The sequence below is a fragment of the Lutibacter agarilyticus genome, from assembly GCF_900188235.1.
Taxonomy (GTDB): Bacteria; Bacteroidota; Bacteroidia; order Flavobacteriales; family Flavobacteriaceae; genus Lutibacter; species Lutibacter agarilyticus.
Genome location: NZ_FZNT01000004.1, coordinates 161603 through 179978, shown reverse-complemented (window position 1 = coordinate 179978; position 18376 = coordinate 161603). Strand labels below are relative to the sequence as shown.

The 18376-nt window shown below is 29.6% G+C and carries 13 protein-coding genes and 1 pseudogene; 12 read left to right on the top strand and 2 right to left on the bottom strand.

Going from position 1 to position 18376, the window contains the following annotated elements:
• Nucleotides 1-27 precede the first annotated feature (27 nt).
• From CHB67_RS08190 to CHB67_RS08160, 7 genes are all read left to right on the top strand, one after another.
• On the top strand, nt 28-1800 hold the full coding sequence (locus CHB67_RS08190; RefSeq protein WP_089381276.1) for an arylsulfatase: 1773 nt from the start codon (nt 28-30) through the stop codon (nt 1798-1800).
• The gene (locus CHB67_RS08185; RefSeq protein ID WP_089381275.1) at nt 1797-2816 is read left to right on the top strand and encodes an aldo/keto reductase; all 1020 of its coding nucleotides are present in this window, start codon (nt 1797-1799) and stop codon (nt 2814-2816) included. Before CHB67_RS08190 ends, CHB67_RS08185 begins: the two co-directional genes overlap by 4 nt.
• Nucleotides 2817-2819: 3 nt before the next feature.
• Nucleotides 2820-4073: an AGE family epimerase/isomerase gene (locus CHB67_RS08180; protein WP_089381274.1), complete on the top strand. Its 1254-nt coding sequence runs from the start codon at nt 2820-2822 to the stop codon at nt 4071-4073.
• 64 nt (nt 4074-4137) lie between these two features.
• On the top strand, nt 4138-6663 hold the full coding sequence (locus tag CHB67_RS08175) for a beta-mannosidase (RefSeq protein WP_176461239.1): 2526 nt from the start codon (nt 4138-4140) through the stop codon (nt 6661-6663).
• 10 nt (nt 6664-6673) lie between these two features.
• Nucleotides 6674-7645, top strand: a complete 972-nt coding sequence (locus tag CHB67_RS08170; protein ID WP_089381272.1) for a type I phosphomannose isomerase catalytic subunit — start codon at nt 6674-6676, stop codon at nt 7643-7645.
• A 16-nt stretch (nt 7646-7661) separates the two neighbouring features.
• Nucleotides 7662-8972: an L-fucose:H+ symporter permease gene (fucP, locus tag CHB67_RS08165; protein WP_089381271.1), complete on the top strand. Its 1311-nt coding sequence runs from the start codon at nt 7662-7664 to the stop codon at nt 8970-8972.
• 48 nt (nt 8973-9020) lie between these two features.
• Complete coding sequence (locus CHB67_RS08160) at nt 9021-10307, top strand: glycoside hydrolase 5 family protein (protein ID WP_089381270.1); 1287 nt, start codon at nt 9021-9023, stop codon at nt 10305-10307.
• Nucleotides 10308-10679: 372 nt separating this feature from the next.
• On the opposite strand, the pseudogene CHB67_RS17360 reads toward CHB67_RS08160, so the two are convergent.
• Nucleotides 10680-11860: pseudogene (locus CHB67_RS17360) on the bottom strand (IS3 family transposase).
• Between the two features lie 46 nt (nt 11861-11906).
• Complete coding sequence (locus CHB67_RS08140; protein ID WP_089381266.1) at nt 11907-12626, bottom strand: hypothetical protein; 720 nt, start codon at nt 12624-12626, stop codon at nt 11907-11909.
• Between the two features lie 743 nt (nt 12627-13369).
• On the opposite strand from CHB67_RS08140, the gene CHB67_RS08135 reads away from it, so the two are divergent.
• The 5 genes from CHB67_RS08135 (at nt 13370) to CHB67_RS08115 (ending at nt 18375) form a co-directional block, all read left to right on the top strand.
• The gene (locus CHB67_RS08135; protein ID WP_089381265.1) at nt 13370-13579 is read left to right on the top strand and encodes a DUF6140 family protein; all 210 of its coding nucleotides are present in this window, start codon (nt 13370-13372) and stop codon (nt 13577-13579) included.
• Nucleotides 13580-13584: 5 nt separating this feature from the next.
• Complete coding sequence (locus CHB67_RS08130) at nt 13585-14034, top strand: hypothetical protein (protein WP_089381264.1); 450 nt, start codon at nt 13585-13587, stop codon at nt 14032-14034.
• A 191-nt stretch (nt 14035-14225) separates the two neighbouring features.
• Nucleotides 14226-16142, top strand: coding sequence for a dynamin family protein (locus tag CHB67_RS08125; RefSeq protein ID WP_089381263.1), 1917 nt, complete (start codon nt 14226-14228; stop codon nt 16140-16142).
• A 5-nt stretch (nt 16143-16147) separates the two neighbouring features.
• Entirely contained in the window at nt 16148-16537 is a 390-nt protein-coding gene (locus CHB67_RS08120) for a hypothetical protein (RefSeq protein ID WP_089381262.1), read from the top strand.
• Nucleotides 16538-16557: 20 nt separating this feature from the next.
• Nucleotides 16558-18375 carry a dynamin family protein gene (locus CHB67_RS08115; protein ID WP_089381261.1) on the top strand — a complete coding sequence of 606 codons (1818 nt, stop codon included), beginning with the start codon at nt 16558-16560 and terminating at the stop codon, nt 18373-18375.
• The last annotated feature ends 1 nt before the right edge of the window (nt 18376 follow it).

The window sequence follows — 18376 nt, the reverse complement described above, 5'->3', positions numbered from 1 at the left end:
GAATAGACATAATTAAATATAATAACTATGAATTCAACAGTGAAACTGGTTTTAGTAGGTCTGTTTTTAACTGTTTTTACTTCTTGTAAAAATGAGAAAGAGCAGCTTGTAGAAAGCCCAAATGTTATTTTAATTGTTACTGACGATCAAGCTTATGGAGATGTATCATTCACAAATAATCCTTTAGCAGAAACACCGATTTTAGACAATTTAGCTAAAGAAGGTGCGTTTGCCAATCATTTCTACGTTAGCCCTGTTTGCGCACCAACGAGAGCTAGTTTACTAACAGGGCGATACCATCAACGTACAGGAGTTTCTGGAGTTACTCGTGGTCGAGAAAATATGAATTTGAATGAAACTACATTGGCTGATATTTTTAAATCTTTCGGATATAAAACGGGAGCATTTGGAAAATGGCACAATGGCGCTCATTATCCATACCACCCTTTGGGTAGAGGTTTTGATGAGTTTGTTGGTTTTACTTCTGGACATTGGACAAATTATTTTGATACTACTATTGAAAAAAATGGAAAACCATTTAAAACTGAAGGGTATTTGCCTGATGTTTTAACAAATGAAGCAATTCGTTTTATTTCAGAAAGTAACAAAGAAAATACTCCTTTTTTGTGCTATATTCCTTTTCAAACTCCACATACTCCATTACAAGTTCCAGATACCTATTTTGATAAATACAAACAAAAAGGTGTCGATGATTTTAATGCTACTATCTATGGAATGGGAGAAAATATTGACGACAATGTTGGACGAATCCTTAAAGAATTAGATAGTCTGAATATTCGAGAAAATACCATAGTCATCTATATGTCGGATAACGGACCATTGAATTATAGATTTAATCAAGGACTTAAAGGTCGAAAGGGAATGGTAGATGAAGGTGGAGTTAGAGTTCCTTTTATCATCAATTGGAAGAATAATATTAATACAGGTCAGATTATACACCAATCATTAGCACACATTGATGTTTTACCAACATTGTTAGATTTAATTGATAAAGAGTATCAATATAAAAAATCAATTGATGGCATTAGTTTTAAGCCTTTATTACAAGGAGAAAAAGATTTTCTAAAAAGAAAATTATTTTCAGAATGGAGTGGCAAAAAAAGAGTCCTTTCAAATAATTATTTGATGATAAATGATGAATTATTTAATATTGAAAAAGATCCAGCTCAAACTTCTAATATTCGTGAAGATTTACCAAAAGTATATGATTCATTAGTATCATCTTATAATCAGTGGTATTCTGGAATAGAAATGCATTCAGAAACTAAAGAAATTCCTGTAGGATATTCTAAATATCCTACAACGGTTTTACCAGCTCATGAAGCAAACTTATATCCTCCTTTTGAATTTAGAAAAGATCGCCGTCATACAGGAATTGCATATCACAGTTTATATGGTTGGGCACACGATTGGATTGACTTTTGGACAAATACGTCAGCTTATGCACAATGGGAAATTGAAGTTGTTGAGGAAGGTGATTATGAAATTCATTTACAATATGCCTTAGACCAAGAAAATTTAGGAGTGAAATTACAAGTAGAGATTGGAAATCAAGAGTTAATAGTAGAAAATTTGGAAGTATTTGAACATTCAAAATTTAAAAACAATGATAGAGTTCAAAGAGAACAAGAAGCTCCAGAAACAGATTGGAATTTAATTATAGGAGGTACATTGAAATTAAACAAAGGAATCCAAAAAGTAAAAATAAGTTCAATTGAAATTCCTGGAGGAAAATCAATAGAATTGAAAGCTATTCATTTAAGAAAAATAAAATTATGAGGTACAATCAATTAGGAAATTCAGGTTTGGTGGTTTCAGAATTATCATTAGGTACAATGAATTTTGGGAATGGAGTTTCTGGAGGCTTAAATTTAGTGTTTGACGAAAAAAAAGCACAAGAATTAGTAGGCAAAGCAATTGATTATGGGATTAACTTGTTTGATACTGCTGATATGTATAGTGAAGGAGAAAGTGAGTCAATATTAGGAAAAACTCTAGAAGGAAAGAGAAAGGATGTGTTAATTTCAACAAAATATTCTTTTAGAACAGGGAATCAAGCCTTTAATGCAGGAGTAAATGCAAAGCACTTAATTGAACAAGCTGAGAATAGTTTAAAAAAATTAAAAACAGATTATTTAGATGTTGTTTTACTTCATAATGACGACCCTATAACTCCAATAGATGAGACTTTGAGAGCTATGGAAAATCTAGTACAAAAAGGAAAGGTTCGATATATTGGTTTTTCAAACTATCAAGCCTGGAAAGCAGCTACAATGATTCAACGTCAAAAGGATTTGAATTTTCAACCTTTTACAGCTTCTCAAATGCATTATTCAATTTTAAATCGTGAAATGGAACACGAATTTATTCCAATGAGTTTACATCACGGAGTAGGTATGATGGTTTGGTCACCTTTAAGTAGTGGTTTTTTAACAGGTAAATACACCAAAGAAAATCCTGAACCAGCTGGGGCTAGATTAAACTCATTTGATTTAGGATTATTTGATAGAGAATTAGGTTATAGAGTTGTTGATAAACTTAAAGAAATTGCAGAAAACCATAACAGCTCAGCTGCAGAGGTTTCTATAGCTTGGTTGTTGTCTAAAAAAGTAGTTTCAACGGTAATTGTTGGTGTAAGTAAGTTAACACAACTTGAAAGCAATGTGAATGCAACTAAAATTAATCTTACTAAAAAAGAGATTGAAGAAATTGATAATTTAACGAAACCAGAAGTAAGGTACCCAGCTACATTTATGGGGTATCAAGATGAGGTTCTTATTAATTCGGTGAAATAGAAGATGAAAAATTACCTGCTAATATTATTGATGTTTGTTTTTTTATCTTCTTGTAATGCACAAGAAAAAAAAGATAAACAGTTAAGTATTATATATTCAAAACAGATAGAGAATTTAATTAGTTTTTTTGATGAAAATGCTTACGATTCAATTCAGAAAACATACTATTCTGAAATTGATAATAAAGGGAAAGTAACCTCTAAAAAAATATACAATGTTGCTTTAAGTAGAATGGTTTATGGATTATCCTATACGTCTGAATTTTATCCTGAAAACATAAAAAAAGCCAAAAATGCAATAAACTTTCAACTAAACAATTTAATAGCTAATGATTCAATAGGAATGTATTTTATTTCTAATGTTGAGAATGGTATAAAATCTAATTCAAATGAAATTGACATTTGGCAACAAGCATATGGTTTATGTGGCTTAATTGAATATTATGGAAACAAACCTAATGATCAACTATTAAAAAAAATACACCAATTAAATGCCGCCTTTGTAAAACGATTTAAGGATACAATAAATGGAGGGTTTTATGGTAATTATAGTTTTTTGAAAGGTCAAATATCTGGAAGTAAATCATTACAGTCTTTAATGTATCCAGTGACTTCTTATATGGCGAATTTATGGGAAGTAGATTCAGAAAACAGGATTAAATATGAAACTATTTTAAAAGAGAACCTTCAGCTTTTATATCAAAAAGCGTGGAATAAAAAAACGGGATGGGTAAATGTCAAATTTACCGATACTTGGAATGTTTGTGATAATTCGGATGAAAACAATCCTTGTTTTACTGTAACTCCAGGACATAATTTTCAACTAGCATCTTTGTTTTTAAGAACTAGAGATTGGAGTTTTTTACCCGAAAAAGATAAGGTGAACTATCAACTTCTTGGGCAGGAAATTATAAAAAATACAATTTCAAACTTAAAAACAATTGAAAATGGATTTTATAGTGAATATAACCCAATAACAAACAAAGTTATAGATCAACGAAAAACATGGTGGCAGCATGCTGAAGCAATAATTGCACTTTCATTAGCTGAAGGTAACTATAAAAAAGAACTTATTGAACTTGAAGAATTCTATTTTGAAAATTTTCAAGATTTTGAATATGGAGGTGAGTATTTCTATTTGACAAACAAGAATACCTCTATTAAAACAGAATTGAAAGGTAGTATTGGGAAATCAATATATCATACCATTGAAATGATACGATATCAAACAAAAAACCAACAAATAAATGAAAATTAAAATAATATGCTTAGGACTAATTATCTTGTCTGTAGTCGCTTGTCAATCAAAAAAAACTAAGAATATGATTATACAAGAAATACACTCAAATTGGGTGTTTGCTGAGATTGATGGAACTCATACAGGTAAAGCAACTGTACCTGGAACAATTCATACAGATCTTTTAGCTAATAATTTTATTGAAGATCCATTTTATCGTGTAAATGAAAAGGAACAGCAATGGATTGATAAAAAAGATTGGGAGTACACAACTATTTTTACTGTTTCAACAGAAGAATTTAAGAAAGACAATATTGTTTTAGAATTTAAAGGTTTAGATACTTATGCTTCCATTTATGTAAATGATAAATTCTTGTTGAATGCTCACAATATGTTTAGAGAATGGGAAATTGATGTTAAAAAGCTTGTAAAAGTTGGAGAAAATAAGTTAAAAGTAGTATTGCATTCTCCAATAAAAAAAGGGTTGGAGTTACTGGAAAATCATTATCCATTACCAGCGATTAATGATCAGTCTGAAAATGGAGAAATGGGAAATGAAAAAGTATCTATTTTTACACGTAAGGCAGGTTACCACTATGGTTGGGATTGGGGACCTCGCTTGGTGACTTCAGGTATTTGGAAACCAGTTTTATTAAAATCTTGGAATCAAATTAAAATTAAGACTGTTTTTATCAAGCAGCCAAAAGTAACAAAAAGTGTTGCTGAATTAGTTACTGAAATTGAATTGGACATAACGACTAATTTTTCTGGTCAATTAAGGATTTCAAATCAAGAAACAAATGAGCAATATATAACTGAAACTCTTAAATTAGAAAATGGAGTTGCAAAAGTTTCATTTCCAATTACTATTCAGAACCCTAAATTATGGTGGACAAAAGCGTTAGGAGAACAAAATTTATATCATTTTAATGTTGAATTATTAGATGAAGGCAATAACCAATTAGCGTCTAAAGATATCACTACAGGATTACGAAGTATTAAATTAATTAGAGAAAAAGATGAAGCTGGTGAATCGTTCCTTTTTGAATTAAATGGAGTTCCTGTATTTATTAAAGGAGCAAACTATATTCCTAATGATAGTTTTGTAACGCGTGTAACAACATCAGATTATGAGAAAGTAATTAAAGATGCCGTAGATGCCAATATGAATATGTTGCGTGTTTGGGGTGGAGGAATTTATGAATATGATCAATTTTATGAGCTTTGCGATAAAAACGGTTTGTTAGTTTGGCAAGACTTTATGTTTGCTTGCTCTATGTATCCAGGTAATAAAGACTTTTTAGAAAACGTAAAGCAAGAAGCTATAGACAATGTAATTCGTCTTAGAAATCATCCAAGTATTGCGATTTGGTGTGGAAATAATGAAATAAATACAGCTTGGAGCCATTATTCTGATGGTGGTTGGGGATGGAAAGAAGAATATAAAGAAAAGCAAAGAGAGGAAATTCAAAAAGCATATTTAGATATTTTTCATGAGATTCTTCCAACCGTTGTAAATAAATATACAGATGGTGATGACTATTGGCCATCATCACCACAAGCGGGTTTTGAACCAGAAAAGCATGCAGGTTATGAAAACCCTTCAGGAGATATGCATTATTGGGGAGTTTGGCACGGAAAACATCCATTCGAGGATTTTGAAAAGTACAAAGCACGTTTTATGAGTGAGTATGGTTTTCAATCTTTTCCTGATTTAGAAACCGTTAAAAAATATGCGCTACCAGAAGATTTTAATATTGAAAGTGAAGTAATGTCATCACACCAGCGAAGTGGTATTGGAAATCTTACAATAAAAGAATATATGAGTTGGGACTATAATGTTCCTACTAATTTCGAAAACTTTTTATATATGAGCCAAGTGTTACAAGCTCGTGGAGTCAGAAAGGCAATTGAAGCACATCGAAGTGCAATGCCTTACACAATGGGAACTATGTATTGGCAAATTAACGATTGTTGGCCAGTAGCTAGTTGGAGTAGTACAGATTATTATCATAAATGGAAGGCATTACATTATGCAGTAAAGAAAGCCTATGAACCTGTTTTATTAGTTACTAAAGAAAAGGAAGATACCATTTTAGTATATGGTGTTTCTGATTTATTGGAAGAAACAAAAGGTGAATTGAAATTGTCTTTAATTGATTTTGATGGAAACATATTAAAAGAAATTTCAGATGAAGTTTTATTAATTAAGAATACAAGTACTAAAGTTTTTGAAATTAGAAAAGAAAATTTTTTAGCTAAGGTTAATTCAAGTAAAGCTGTATTAAAAATTGAGCTAAAGAAGGATGAAGCTGTACTTTCGGAAAATCTGTTCTATTTTGAAAAACCAAAAGACTTGCAGTTAGAAGAACCAAATTTCACTACTGAAATAGTTGAAGAAGATGGAGAGCATTTTATATATATAACATCAAATAAATTAGTGAAAAATTTGTATTTGAATTTTAAAAATCAACATATATTTCTTTCAGATAATTATTTTGATTTATTGCCAAATACTACAAAAAAAATTAAAGTTACAACTACTGAAGTTTTAGACCTCAAAGACTTAAAACTAAAGCATGTTCAACAAGTTACAAACAATATTAATTAAAAATTAACATATGGAATTATATCCTTTAAAATTTCAACCAAAATTTCATTACAGAATTTGGGGAGGCGAAAAATTAAAAACTGTATTAAATAAAGAGTATACAGAAGAAAACATAGGAGAGTCTTGGGAGATTTCTACGGTTCCAAACAGTGAAACGGTCCTAATAGGAGGAGAACTCAAAGGAAAAACAATTAACGAATTAATAAGTTCCTTTGGTGCTGATTTTTTAGGAGAGGTCGTTTATCAAAGATTTGGTACTGAGTTCCCGTTGTTAATTAAATTTATTGATGCGAAAACTCCATTATCTATACAGGTGCATCCTGGGGATGAATTAGCCAAAAAAAGACACAATTCATTCGGTAAAAATGAAATGTGGTATGTTTTGGAAGCTGAAGAAAATGCGGAATTGATTGTAGGATTAAACAAACAGCTAGATAAAAGAAGCTATGTAGATTTAATTTCGAAAGGAGCAATTGAAGAAGCTATGAATAAAATAAATGTAAATGCTGGTGATACTTTTTATATTCCTGCTGGACGAGTTCATGCTATTGGTGGAGGCGTATTAATAGCAGAAATACAGCAAACATCAGATGTTACCTATCGTATTTTTGACTTTAATAGGGTTGATAAAAAAACAGGAGCTAAAAGAGAATTACACGCGGATTTATCAGTTGATGCCATTGATTTTAATTTAGTAGATAACTATAAAACACAGTACGATCTTGGTCAAACTCAAAATAAGTTGGTGCATTCCAATTATTTTAGAACAAATATTTTAAACATAAATGGCGAAGCAACGATAAGTATGTCTAAAAAAGAATCGTTTAAAATTTTAATAGGTGTCGAAGGGAATTCAGAGATTATATATAAAAAAGAAAACTATTTCATTAAAAAAGGAGAGACAATTTTATTACCTGCAGGTTTAAATGAACCAATAGTTTTATCATCTACAGGTTGCAAATTATTAGAAGTTTTTATTTAATCGACAATATTAAATTATGCCCAACAAAACCAAAGTTCCTGTTGTACCAAAACAATTAATTGGATCTTTTATTTTAATCACATCTTTGTTCGCTCTTTGGGGCTTTGCAAACGCTGTGACTGACCCTATGGTTCAAGCTTTTAAAAAAGTTTTAGAGTTAACTAATTCAGAATCAGCTTGGGTGCAAATGGCGTTTTATGGAGGCTATTTTTGCATGGCATTACCAGCTTCATATTTTATTCAAAAATATTCATACAAAACAGGCATACTTATTGGTTTGGGGTTATATGCTCTTGGAGCATTGTTGTTTTATCCAGCTGCAACTTATCAAGAGTTTTGGTTTTTTTGTTTAGGGCTTTATATTTTAACTTTTGGATTGGCATTTTTAGAAACAACTGCGAACCCATATATTTTAGCAATGGGAAGTAAAGAAACAGCAACGCAGCGGTTAAATTTAGCACAAGCCTTTAATCCTTTAGGCTTGGTATTAGGCTTGTTAGTAGCAAAGTATTTTGTACTTAAAAATCTTCAGTCAGACAGTATAGATAATTTTGCAGGGTTAGAAGAAGCCAAAAAAGCATTGATCAGAGCTTCAGATTTAATTGTAATTAGAAACCCATATGTAATTCTTGGTTTAGTTGTTTTACTCTTTTTCGTGTTGATTCTACTTTTTAAAATGCCGCAAATAAAAGGTGAAGAAGGTTTGAGTTTTAAAGAGACATTTGTAATGCTCTTGAAAAAAAAGAAATATACATTAGGTGTCCTTTCACAAGTGCTTTATGTTGGTGGACAAATAATGTGTTGGACGTATATATACCAATATGCCGAGTCTAAAGGCATTTCAAATAGTATTGCTGCAAATTATCAATTTTTCGCTTTTATTATTTTCCTTGTAGGTAGAGCCATAGGAACCTATTTGTTGTCTTTTATAAATTCAGGAAAACTTTTGATGATTTTTTCTATAGGAGCCGTAATATGTATGTTAATAACAATTGGGAATTCTGGAATTACAGGAATGTATAGTTTAGTGGCTGCCTCTTTATTTATGTCAGTCATGTTTCCAACAATTTATGGAATTGCACTTGAAGGACTTAACGAGGAAGAATCTAAAATTGGCGCAGCTGGCTTAGTAATGGCAATTGTAGGAGGTGCCATTATGCCAAAAATGCAAGGAATGATTATTGATATTGGTGGAAGTGGTGTAAATGACTCACAAATTTTTGGGATTTCAGAAGTGAATATATCTTTCATATTACCTCTTATTTGTTTCTTTTTTATTGCACTTTATGGTAAATGGATAACAGTTAGGTTCAATAAAACAACGTAGATTATTACAATTTAAATTACATCATTAATACTATAACCATTTATTATTATGAACATTAAACAATTTATACTTAGCTTTCTAATTGCAATTGTATTTATTTCTTGTAATCAAAAATCGCAACCAAATTTTGTAAAGGTTGCTGATAATAATTTTAAAATCAACAATGAAAATTATAGTTTTATTGGGTCCAATTATTGGCAAGGAATGAATTTAGGAGCTCCAAAAAGTGGAGATAGAGATCGACTTGTTAGAGAGTTAAATGAAATGCAATCTTTGGGGATAACCAATTTAAGAGTGTTAGCCGCAATTGAAGCAGATGAAGAAATGAAATACTGTATTCATCCTGCGTTACAAACAGCTCCAGGTGTTTATAATGAAGATATTTGGGAGGGATTAGATTTTCTGTTGGACGAAATGAAAAAGCGAAATATGAAAGCAGTCATGGTTTTGGGTAATTTTTGGACTTGGAGTGGCGGTTTTCCTCAATATTTAAAATGGGTTCATAATGATACGATTCCTTTTCCACAAGATCCAGCATATAGTTGGCAGAACTTTACGGATTATTCTAAGCAATTTTATGTGAATGAAAAAGCGCAAGAAATGATGAATAATCATATCAAAAAAGTAATTAATAGAAAGAACTCAATAACAGGAACTCGATATAAAGACGATCCAACAATAATGTCGTGGCAACTAGCCAATGAACCACGTGGTTATGACATGCCAAATGAATTTAGAAAATGGACAGTTAAAACAGCTGCATTTATAAAAAAATTAGACAACAATCATTTAGTTTGTTTAGGGACAGAAGGGAATACATCAGGAAAAACAGCAGGTGTTGATGCCTTGTTGGATAATGACAATCCGAATATTGATTATATTACCATGCATATTTGGGCTCAAAATTGGGGGTGGTTTAATCCTACGCAGGGAGAAGAAGCATTTACAGATGCTCTAAAAAAGGTAGATGCTTATTGGAATGATCATTTGGTTGTTGCTGAAAAACTGAACAAGCCAATTGTTTTAGAAGAATTTGGGATTGCTCGTGACAGTTCTTCATATAATCCTAAAGCAACTACAGTATGGAGAGATCGTTTTTATACACATTTATTTAGTAAAGTAACAACATCTATTAAAGAAGGAAAGTATGTAAAAGGATTAAATTTCTGGACATACTCAGGTGAAGGAAGACCTCCAAGGCCAGGTCAGTTTTGGGAAAAAGGAGATGTGTTTTTAGGTGATCCACCACACGAATTACAAGGTTGGTATGGCGTATATAGTACTGATCTTAGAACTTTAGAACTAGTAAAGAAGTATTCTGATAAAATTAAATAGAAATATAGTTTTGTTCTGACTAGATTAAAACGGAATTAAAAATAGATTATTAGTATGAAAAGTTAGAGTTCTTCAGTTTAGTTTTTTACATGTTAGCATCAAAAATAAAGGAATATTTTAAAAAGTCTATTCTAACGGATTTAAAAAAAAAATGAGAAGTGTAATAATAAATAAATCTTATCTAATCAATGTTTAATAACTAGTTGTTATAAAACTTCTTTAACTAAATTTCACAACAAATAAATCGGTTTGAATTGAAAATCAAAAATATAAAGGAAAGTAAAAGAACTCTTTTTTAATTGAAGACTTAGTTAATTAAGGTTGACTAAAAAGTTGACATTTTTAATTGTGAATGTTGTAATATCCCACTTTTTAAGAGACCTTTCGAATAGACTTTTTATTAGTATTTAAAAATTTTTGATGTTGATAATTTGATGTTGACTTGTTGTAAACTCGAGGTACAAGAGTTTTCAATAAATCAATATCTGCGTATTGTTTTGGCGCTATATTTCCAATAGAATTATGAGGTCTTTCATAATTATAATCATCCATCCAAATATCTGTTTGTTGACGTACTTCGTCTAGATTCGCAAATAAATAAGCATCCAACACAGATTGTCTATATGTTCGATTTAATCGTTCTATATAAGCGTTTTGTGTCGGTTTTCCTGGTTGAATATACTTTAGCTCGATTCCTTTAAATTTACACCATCCTTTCATCATATTTGAAATAAATTCAGGACCATTATCCATTCTAATACATTTAGGAGTACCTCTTTGCTTGGTTAATCTATTTAATACTTAAACAACTCTTTTACTAGGTAAAGAATAATCAACTTCAACATGTAATGCTTCCCTGTTATAATCGTCAATCACATTAAACGTCCTAAATTTTCTCTTATTTTCAAGAGTGTCAGTTGTGAAATCAATGCTCCAAGTGTCGTTGAAATCAGAAGGAACAGCTAACTCCTCTTTAACTCTAGAAGGTAGTCTTTTTTTCTTTTTACGCCTCAAACTTAATCCCATTTGCGTGTAAACACGCCATACGCGTTTATGATTCCATTTCTTACCTTGATTCTTAAATCGATAAAAACTAAGCCAAAAACCTTCCTCTGGATGCGCTTCTACTTGGTTATTCAAGGCCGTTATAATGACTGAATCATCTTTAGGTTTTGATTTGTGATAATAACCATTTGTACTTAAATTTATAACTCGGCACGCCCTGTGGATGCTGTACTTTTTTTTATGAATCAATTCCTTTACAATTGATCTTTTAGCGCAGGGCTCTATAGCTTTTTTTCAATAATCTCTTTAGCTAATTGATGATCCAATGCCAATTCCGCATACATATGTTTTAGTTTACGGTTTTCTTCTTCCAAGGATTTAAGATGTTTTAATGACTTTGAATCCATTCCTTGATAGTTTTGACGCCATTTGTAAAATGTAGCACGTGAAACTCCGTATTCTCGCACAATAGTGTTTACATCTTTACCGTTATCGTAAGCTTGTAAAATCACGCTAATTTGTTCTGGTTTAAATCGTTTTCCTTTCATAATTTCAGTTTAAAGTTAAAAAATTATTTTCTATTTCTAAACTGTCTCATTTTTGGGGAAGATTACATGAATATGTTTTGTTTCTAGTAGGTATTGATTTTAGTGTAGGTATTTTCTTTGCATAATTAGAAATAATAATTTCATTGTCTTCTAATATTTGGAAGATGCTACTAAGGTCTGCTCTAAAATTATTTCTATTTCGTGCACTTGTTTTTTCTAGTTGATAATTTAAAAATTCAGTGAGAATTTTTTTATTGAGAACTTCAATAGTTTTGAGTTTTGAATGATTTTTTTCAATCCATTCAATAAAATTATTCATTCTATTGTTAAGTCCTCTATATGAAGTCTTAGCTAATGATTGTTTTTTAAGGTTAAGAGCAAAATCAATCGCTTCTTTAATCGTCATTTTAGGCTCTTCAACATCAGCTATTGTTGATGGAATTTTCTCAATTTCTTTATTATATAATTCTTGATTTTCCTTAAATGGATTGTATCCTTTTTTTAGGAGATTTAATAAATTTTTTTGAAGTGAAGTTAGAATAGATAGACTTTCAGCTTTGGTTTTGTAATGATTGGAATTACCATAAATGTTCCCCATTTTTTCCAATAGGCCTGTTTTAGGATTTCTAAAATAATAATATACATACCAACGCTTTTTTAAATTATCGTTTCCAGTGTATATTTTAGGGACGGAATAGGGTTTTTTAATTTGCAAACTATGTTCGTTTCTATGTTCAAAGATAAGCAATTCAATAAGTTTAAGCATAAAAAAAACGGTTTAGTGAACACTAAACCGTTAATTTCTAATCTTATAAATTTGTAGCGTGATGCAGAATTGAACTGCAGACCTCCGGGTTATGAATTACAAGTAAAACAAATTTTTAACAGTTTTACTGGGCTCCCGAGCTATGTGATTTTAAAATCGTATGCAAAAACGTATACAGTTTTAAGCTTTGTTGTTGTACAATATATTTAGCGCAATTTAGAAAATAAATGTTTGATTAAAAAGTTATATTTTATAAAATTAAAAATCGTTGTATTAGTTTATAATTAGATGAAGTAAGAAAGAAAGTTAAGACTAATTTTATTGATATTACAAGAATATTTTCATTGCTGATTATCATTTATTAATAATATTACTATTGAACTAAACATGTTTGTGTTTTAACAAAAATGAGGTTTTCATCATATGTAATTATGGCTTTTCCATAAATTATATGGATTTCATACTATATGAAATTAAGTTCTAATAATTGTCACCTTTTATTTTAGAAAAGAAACTTTTTTGATTTATGACGGTTATTATTGGAATAAACCCAGGCGACTTATTTCGAATATACTGAAATGATCGTAATATTAAAATATACATTTATATATGTTAGTGTGTTTTGAAATATATGAAGTTGGTAATAATTAAAAAAGCTAATCAATTAGGGAAACAACCTTCTTACGGAATACCGTAATTTAATTTTAATTAAAATATCGATATTTACATAAATAAAAAATACTATGGCAACATTTGAAATTAAAACTGGTCAAACAATTAATGTGAATGGAGAGTATGTTGATAAAGGTTTATCCGTTCAAATAAGCTCAATGTTTTCTAACCCTTTTGATGAGGCTGAAAAAGTACACAAAGCTTTTATGAGGGTTCATGGTATTGATTTTAAAAAGGAGGGATATTTAAACCCTGGATATTTTGAATATAAAATAGTATAATTGAAATGACTTTACCCCTGAACCCCAACAGAGCCTACCGTAGATTAGAAATTGACTTAGTATTTAAGGCTTTAAAAGTGAGCATGCATAAAGAGGCATGTATTCGTGGTAACGGTGTAGCTTTATATGAAGACCTATATACTGGGGAAACACTAAGAGGTGGAGATCCTTATGATTATGATCACATACGATCGGCAGAAGAAATATTTAGCAAATACAAAAAATGTTTAACTGATAAAGAAATTGCTGCTGTAGTAAACTGTAGAGAGAACGTAGGCGTTACTCTATCCTCCATTAATAAATCCAAAGGGAAAAAAAGAATGGAAGAATGGCTGTCAAACTCATCAAATATAGATACTTATAATATCGATTTAAAAGTAACCTTACTAAGTTTAAAAAGAGCAGATAATGGGATTGAAATGGGTGTAAAGCAATTTTCTAAGGTTATAAAATAAATATTTATTTTATAACGTCACTATGTGGCGATATAGGAAGATAATTTTAGCATAATTAGGTATTAAATATAAATTAATAAGAAAGGACGTTTAATTGGTAAGATGTATTGTTTGAACTATAGATGAAATAATTATTAGTTTGGTATATATACTTGAGGCATAAACTTAATAAAAAACTTAATAAAATTAAAATGAAAAAATTGAATTATTTGATAGATGTTGCAGAATTTTTAAAAATAGATGATGTAATGGTTGAATTAAATTATATAAAAAATCGGTTAAATTCAGAAACAACAGATTTAATATTACCTATTGTGGGAGAATTTAGTTCAGGGAAAACAACTTTTATAAATGAAATTACGGAAGGGAAAAAGTTGGAGACAGCTTCAAAACCAACAACTTCAGTTATTTATGAAATTTATTTTAGTAATAAAGAAGAAAAAGCAGAAATTATTTTTGAAAATAATGATATTAAACTTGTAGAAGATGTTACATCAATAAAAAACGATGACTTAGAAAATGTAAAGCGTGTTAAAATTTATGATACTAGTACAAAAATAACTAGTGAAACTATATTGGTTGATACTCCTGGTTTGTCTTCGAATGATCCAAAGCATATAGAAGCCTTGAGCAGTTATTTACCATATGCAGATGCTATATTTTTGTTTTCAGATGTTAATCAGCAAATCACCAATTCACTTTTAGATTTTATTAATACAAATAAATTGGTACATCTCCCTTTATATTTAGTAATTACAAAGTCAGATACAAAAACCAAAAAGGATATTGAGGATGTTAAGGAATATATTTCTAAAAATATTAATTTAAAAATTGATAATATTATTAGTATTTCCTCTGAGAAGCACGATTTAGAAGAATTTTATCAATTAATGAATAAAATTCAAGATAATAAGAAATATATAATTCATAAAACGCTTGATTATAGGCTTGAGAAGATAGCAGTATATCTAAAAATCTATATTGAAAATTTAATAAAGAATACCAGTTCAGATTCAAATTTTGAAGTAGAAATAAAATTACAAAAAAGAAAACTTGATTCAACAATTATGACCATTGAAAACTTAATATTTGATATTCGAAATGGTATTGATGATATTGAGTATGGAGCTGTTAAGCAATTTGAAAATCATATTTTTTCTAAATTAAACACTTTAATTGCTAAAAATAGTGAGAATATTGACAATGAGATTAGAGGAGTAATTAACAGTACTGCTAATTTAGTTTTTGCTAATTATCAAAATGAAATTAAAAGAAAATTATTTATTACAGCCTCAGAAAGAAAGCATTCACAATTGGAAATACCATTAAGATCAATAGAAAGTATAGATTTTTCTGGTATTAGTATGGGGGAATTGTCATATGATATGAGTTTATCAGAAGCCGGACAGGGGACGATTAAAGGTATAACTACTGGTATAAAGATTGCAGCTGTTGTAGGTGCGGTTGTATTAACAGCAGGAGCCGCTTCTGCAGCTGCAGCTCCTGCCGCTGCAGCAGGGACTACTGCTACAGGAGCTGCAGCAGTTACTACGGCGGGAACTACAGCTGCAACTACAGTTGCAACTGGAGCGGCTGCTAATTTAGCAAGTAAAGCAGGAACTATAATTAGTGCTGCTGATACAGTAAGTGATGTTGCTAGTATTCAGTCTAATAGGAATTTAAGGAAGAAGGTAATAGAACAAACTCAAAATACAGGCAGGTATGTTAAAGAAGTTCAACAGAATATTAAAACATATGACCAGTATAATGAACAGGCAGGTCAAATGATCAAACCTAAACAAAAAATAGGATTTATGGAGGCGATGGTTGGTTCCGCTACAGATGGTGTTATTGGTAAGCCAGAAAGAAAGAGAATGATAAATAATTATTTGAGAGATTCTCTTAATCCAGAGTTTAGAAACAAATTAACAATTATTTCAGGGGATTTATTAAGAGATATGCAAAATTCATTAAATCAAGAGGCTGCTACTACAATAAATCGTTTAGAAGAGCATTTGATGGAATTAGATGAGCAGCGTAAAAATGAAAAAGAAAATTTTGAAGCTTACAAGAAAACATTAGAACAACATTTAGAACAATTAACATAATTATAATGGGTATAGCATTATTAAGTATTGGAGCAATTTTTGGAGGGGGTATTAGCTATTTTTATTTTCAAAAAATGAATAAAGAGTTAAAAAATAAACTTGATAAAGCAGATAAGGAACTTTTAGAGATAGAAAATAAAAACTCTGAAAGATTGAAAATTCTAGAAGGTGAATTAAAATCAAAAGATAATGAATTAAAAAAATTGCGAGGAAAAAATGATTCTACCGAAGATAGATTTGATGATTTAGAGTTTGAAGTATCTAAATTAAAAAAAGTAAATCATTCTCTTAAAGAAGAAAATGAGCAACTTACTTCATCCATAAGAGAATATGATATGCTTTACAATGCGAAAAAAGACGAAATAGAAAAACTTAAAAATCAAATAGGCCAATAGCTTTAAAACCTTTTATATAAATGGATTACACTATAATTTCAATTACAACAACAGCAGTATTAGCTAGTGCTGGATTTATATTTTTATTTATTTCTAAAGTTAAAACAAATAAAGAGATAAAATCAAATCAATCTTCAAATGAAAATAGTAAGTCGATAAAAAAAAAATTAAGTGATAATATAAATAAATTACTAAGTGAGAAACTAGTAATGGAAAAATTATTAAAAGAAAAAGAGAGGCAGTTGTCTGATTTTGAAAAGGTTAAGCAGTCGGGTGCGAAATTTGAAACTGATGAAAAGTTAATAAAAGAAATCAACGATTTAAAAGAAAAGATTGAGGATCTAGAAGATGAAATTTCTGATTTAGAAAAAAGAAACAAACGTTTAAAGGAAGAGAAAAATGAATTAGAGGAAAAAATTTACAGTATTGAGAAAGGAAAAAATGAATTAGAAGATACTTTACAAAAAAATGAGAATAAACTTAATGAGGCTGAAAAAGTAAATAAGAGACAACAAGAAACTTTAAGTTTTATTAGTGATATTTTAAATGCTAATAATGCTAAAAATGAAAAGTATGAAGAGATTAATAATAAAACGTGGGAGATTTTTTCATATATAAATGATAATTTAAAAAATGGATTATCCTATTTAGAAAACGATTTTATAAATGATGATACTATAGACGAATGTTGGAATTGGTGTAATCAAGAGGTTAAAACATGGATAAAAAATAAAAAAGTTGTTGCTATAGTTGGGGAGTTTTCTGCAGGTAAAACAACTATTGTAAATAGAATATTAAAACAAGACGATCCTAATGCAATAGAATTACCTGTGAAATCAACAGAAACTACTGCGATACCAACATATATATCAAAAGGAATAGATTTTAATTGTCAATTTTACTCTCCGTCTGGAGATTTAAAAAACATTTCTTCAGAATCATTTCAAAAAGTAACTAAGTCTGTATTAGATGATATTAATATTTCCTCTCTTGTGAAATATTTTGTGTTGTCATACAAAAATGAAAACTTGTCTAACCTCTCTATTCTAGACACTCCTGGTTTTGGTTCAAATAGTGAGGAGATTATCAATAAAACAACAAAAGTCGTAAAGGAGGCTGATGCTTTATTTTGGGTTGTTGATGCCAATTCAGGCGAATTAAATAGCAGTTCTGTTAAAGTTATTAAAGATAACCTTCAAGATATACCGCTTTATCTAATTATAAATAAGTCAGATACTAAAAGTCCAAAAGATTTGAAAATTTTGGAATCTAAAATAAAAGAAACATTAGATAAGAATAAGATTAATTATAAAAAAGTGATAACCTTTTCACATGTTAAAGAGTTAGATGAGTTAATGACTATTCTTAATTCAATCTCACCTAAAAACCAAAGAAACATAATTTCGGAAATTAGAGAACAAATTAATATTACATTAAAGGATTCCAAAGCGTTATTAGGTGAACTAAAGAGAGAAGAAAAAAGTTTACGAAGAGGTATAGAAGTTGTAAAAAGAAAATTGAATGATATAATTAATGAAATAGATTATTCATTAGATGATATGCAAAGTGTTATAGAGTTTAAAGAAAAATTTTTCGTAGAAGATTACTATAAAATCACAAAAGACAAATATGGAAAATTTGAGAATGGAAAGGAACGTATATTAAGTTCAAACGATAGATTACCAGATTCAATTAATAATTTTATCGATTTAAATGGATCTCATTCTGAAATGTTAGAAAAAATAAGTAACAAAAAATACTTTATTGATAATTTAAAAGATTCAAATAAAAAATTTGAAGACTTAATTAATAATTATAACCCTAAACTAATAAGCTAAT

Bases quoted from the DNA above. Each gene is read 5' to 3' on its own strand.
- CHB67_RS08185 (WP_089381275.1), top strand. From the start codon at position 1,797: ATGAGGTACAATCAATTAGGAAATTCAGGTTTGGTGGTTTCAGAATTA.
- CHB67_RS08120 (WP_089381262.1), top strand. From the start codon at position 16,148: ATGGGTATAGCATTATTAAGTATTGGAGCAATTTTTGGAGGGGGTATT.
- CHB67_RS08160 (WP_089381270.1), top strand. From the start codon at position 9,021: ATGAACATTAAACAATTTATACTTAGCTTTCTAATTGCAATTGTATTT.
- CHB67_RS08180 (WP_089381274.1), top strand. From the start codon at position 2,820: ATGAAAAATTACCTGCTAATATTATTGATGTTTGTTTTTTTATCTTCT.
- fucP (WP_089381271.1), top strand. From the start codon at position 7,662: ATGCCCAACAAAACCAAAGTTCCTGTTGTACCAAAACAATTAATTGGA.
- CHB67_RS08170 (WP_089381272.1), top strand. From the start codon at position 6,674: ATGGAATTATATCCTTTAAAATTTCAACCAAAATTTCATTACAGAATT.
- CHB67_RS08140 (WP_089381266.1), bottom strand. From the start codon at position 12,626: ATGCTTAAACTTATTGAATTGCTTATCTTTGAACATAGAAACGAACAT.
- CHB67_RS08175 (WP_176461239.1), top strand. From the start codon at position 4,138: ATGATTATACAAGAAATACACTCAAATTGGGTGTTTGCTGAGATTGAT.
- CHB67_RS08190 (WP_089381276.1), top strand. From the start codon at position 28: ATGAATTCAACAGTGAAACTGGTTTTAGTAGGTCTGTTTTTAACTGTT.
- CHB67_RS08135 (WP_089381265.1), top strand. From the start codon at position 13,370: ATGGCAACATTTGAAATTAAAACTGGTCAAACAATTAATGTGAATGGA.
- CHB67_RS08130 (WP_089381264.1), top strand. From the start codon at position 13,585: ATGACTTTACCCCTGAACCCCAACAGAGCCTACCGTAGATTAGAAATT.
- CHB67_RS08125 (WP_089381263.1), top strand. From the start codon at position 14,226: ATGAAAAAATTGAATTATTTGATAGATGTTGCAGAATTTTTAAAAATA.
- CHB67_RS08115 (WP_089381261.1), top strand. From the start codon at position 16,558: ATGGATTACACTATAATTTCAATTACAACAACAGCAGTATTAGCTAGT.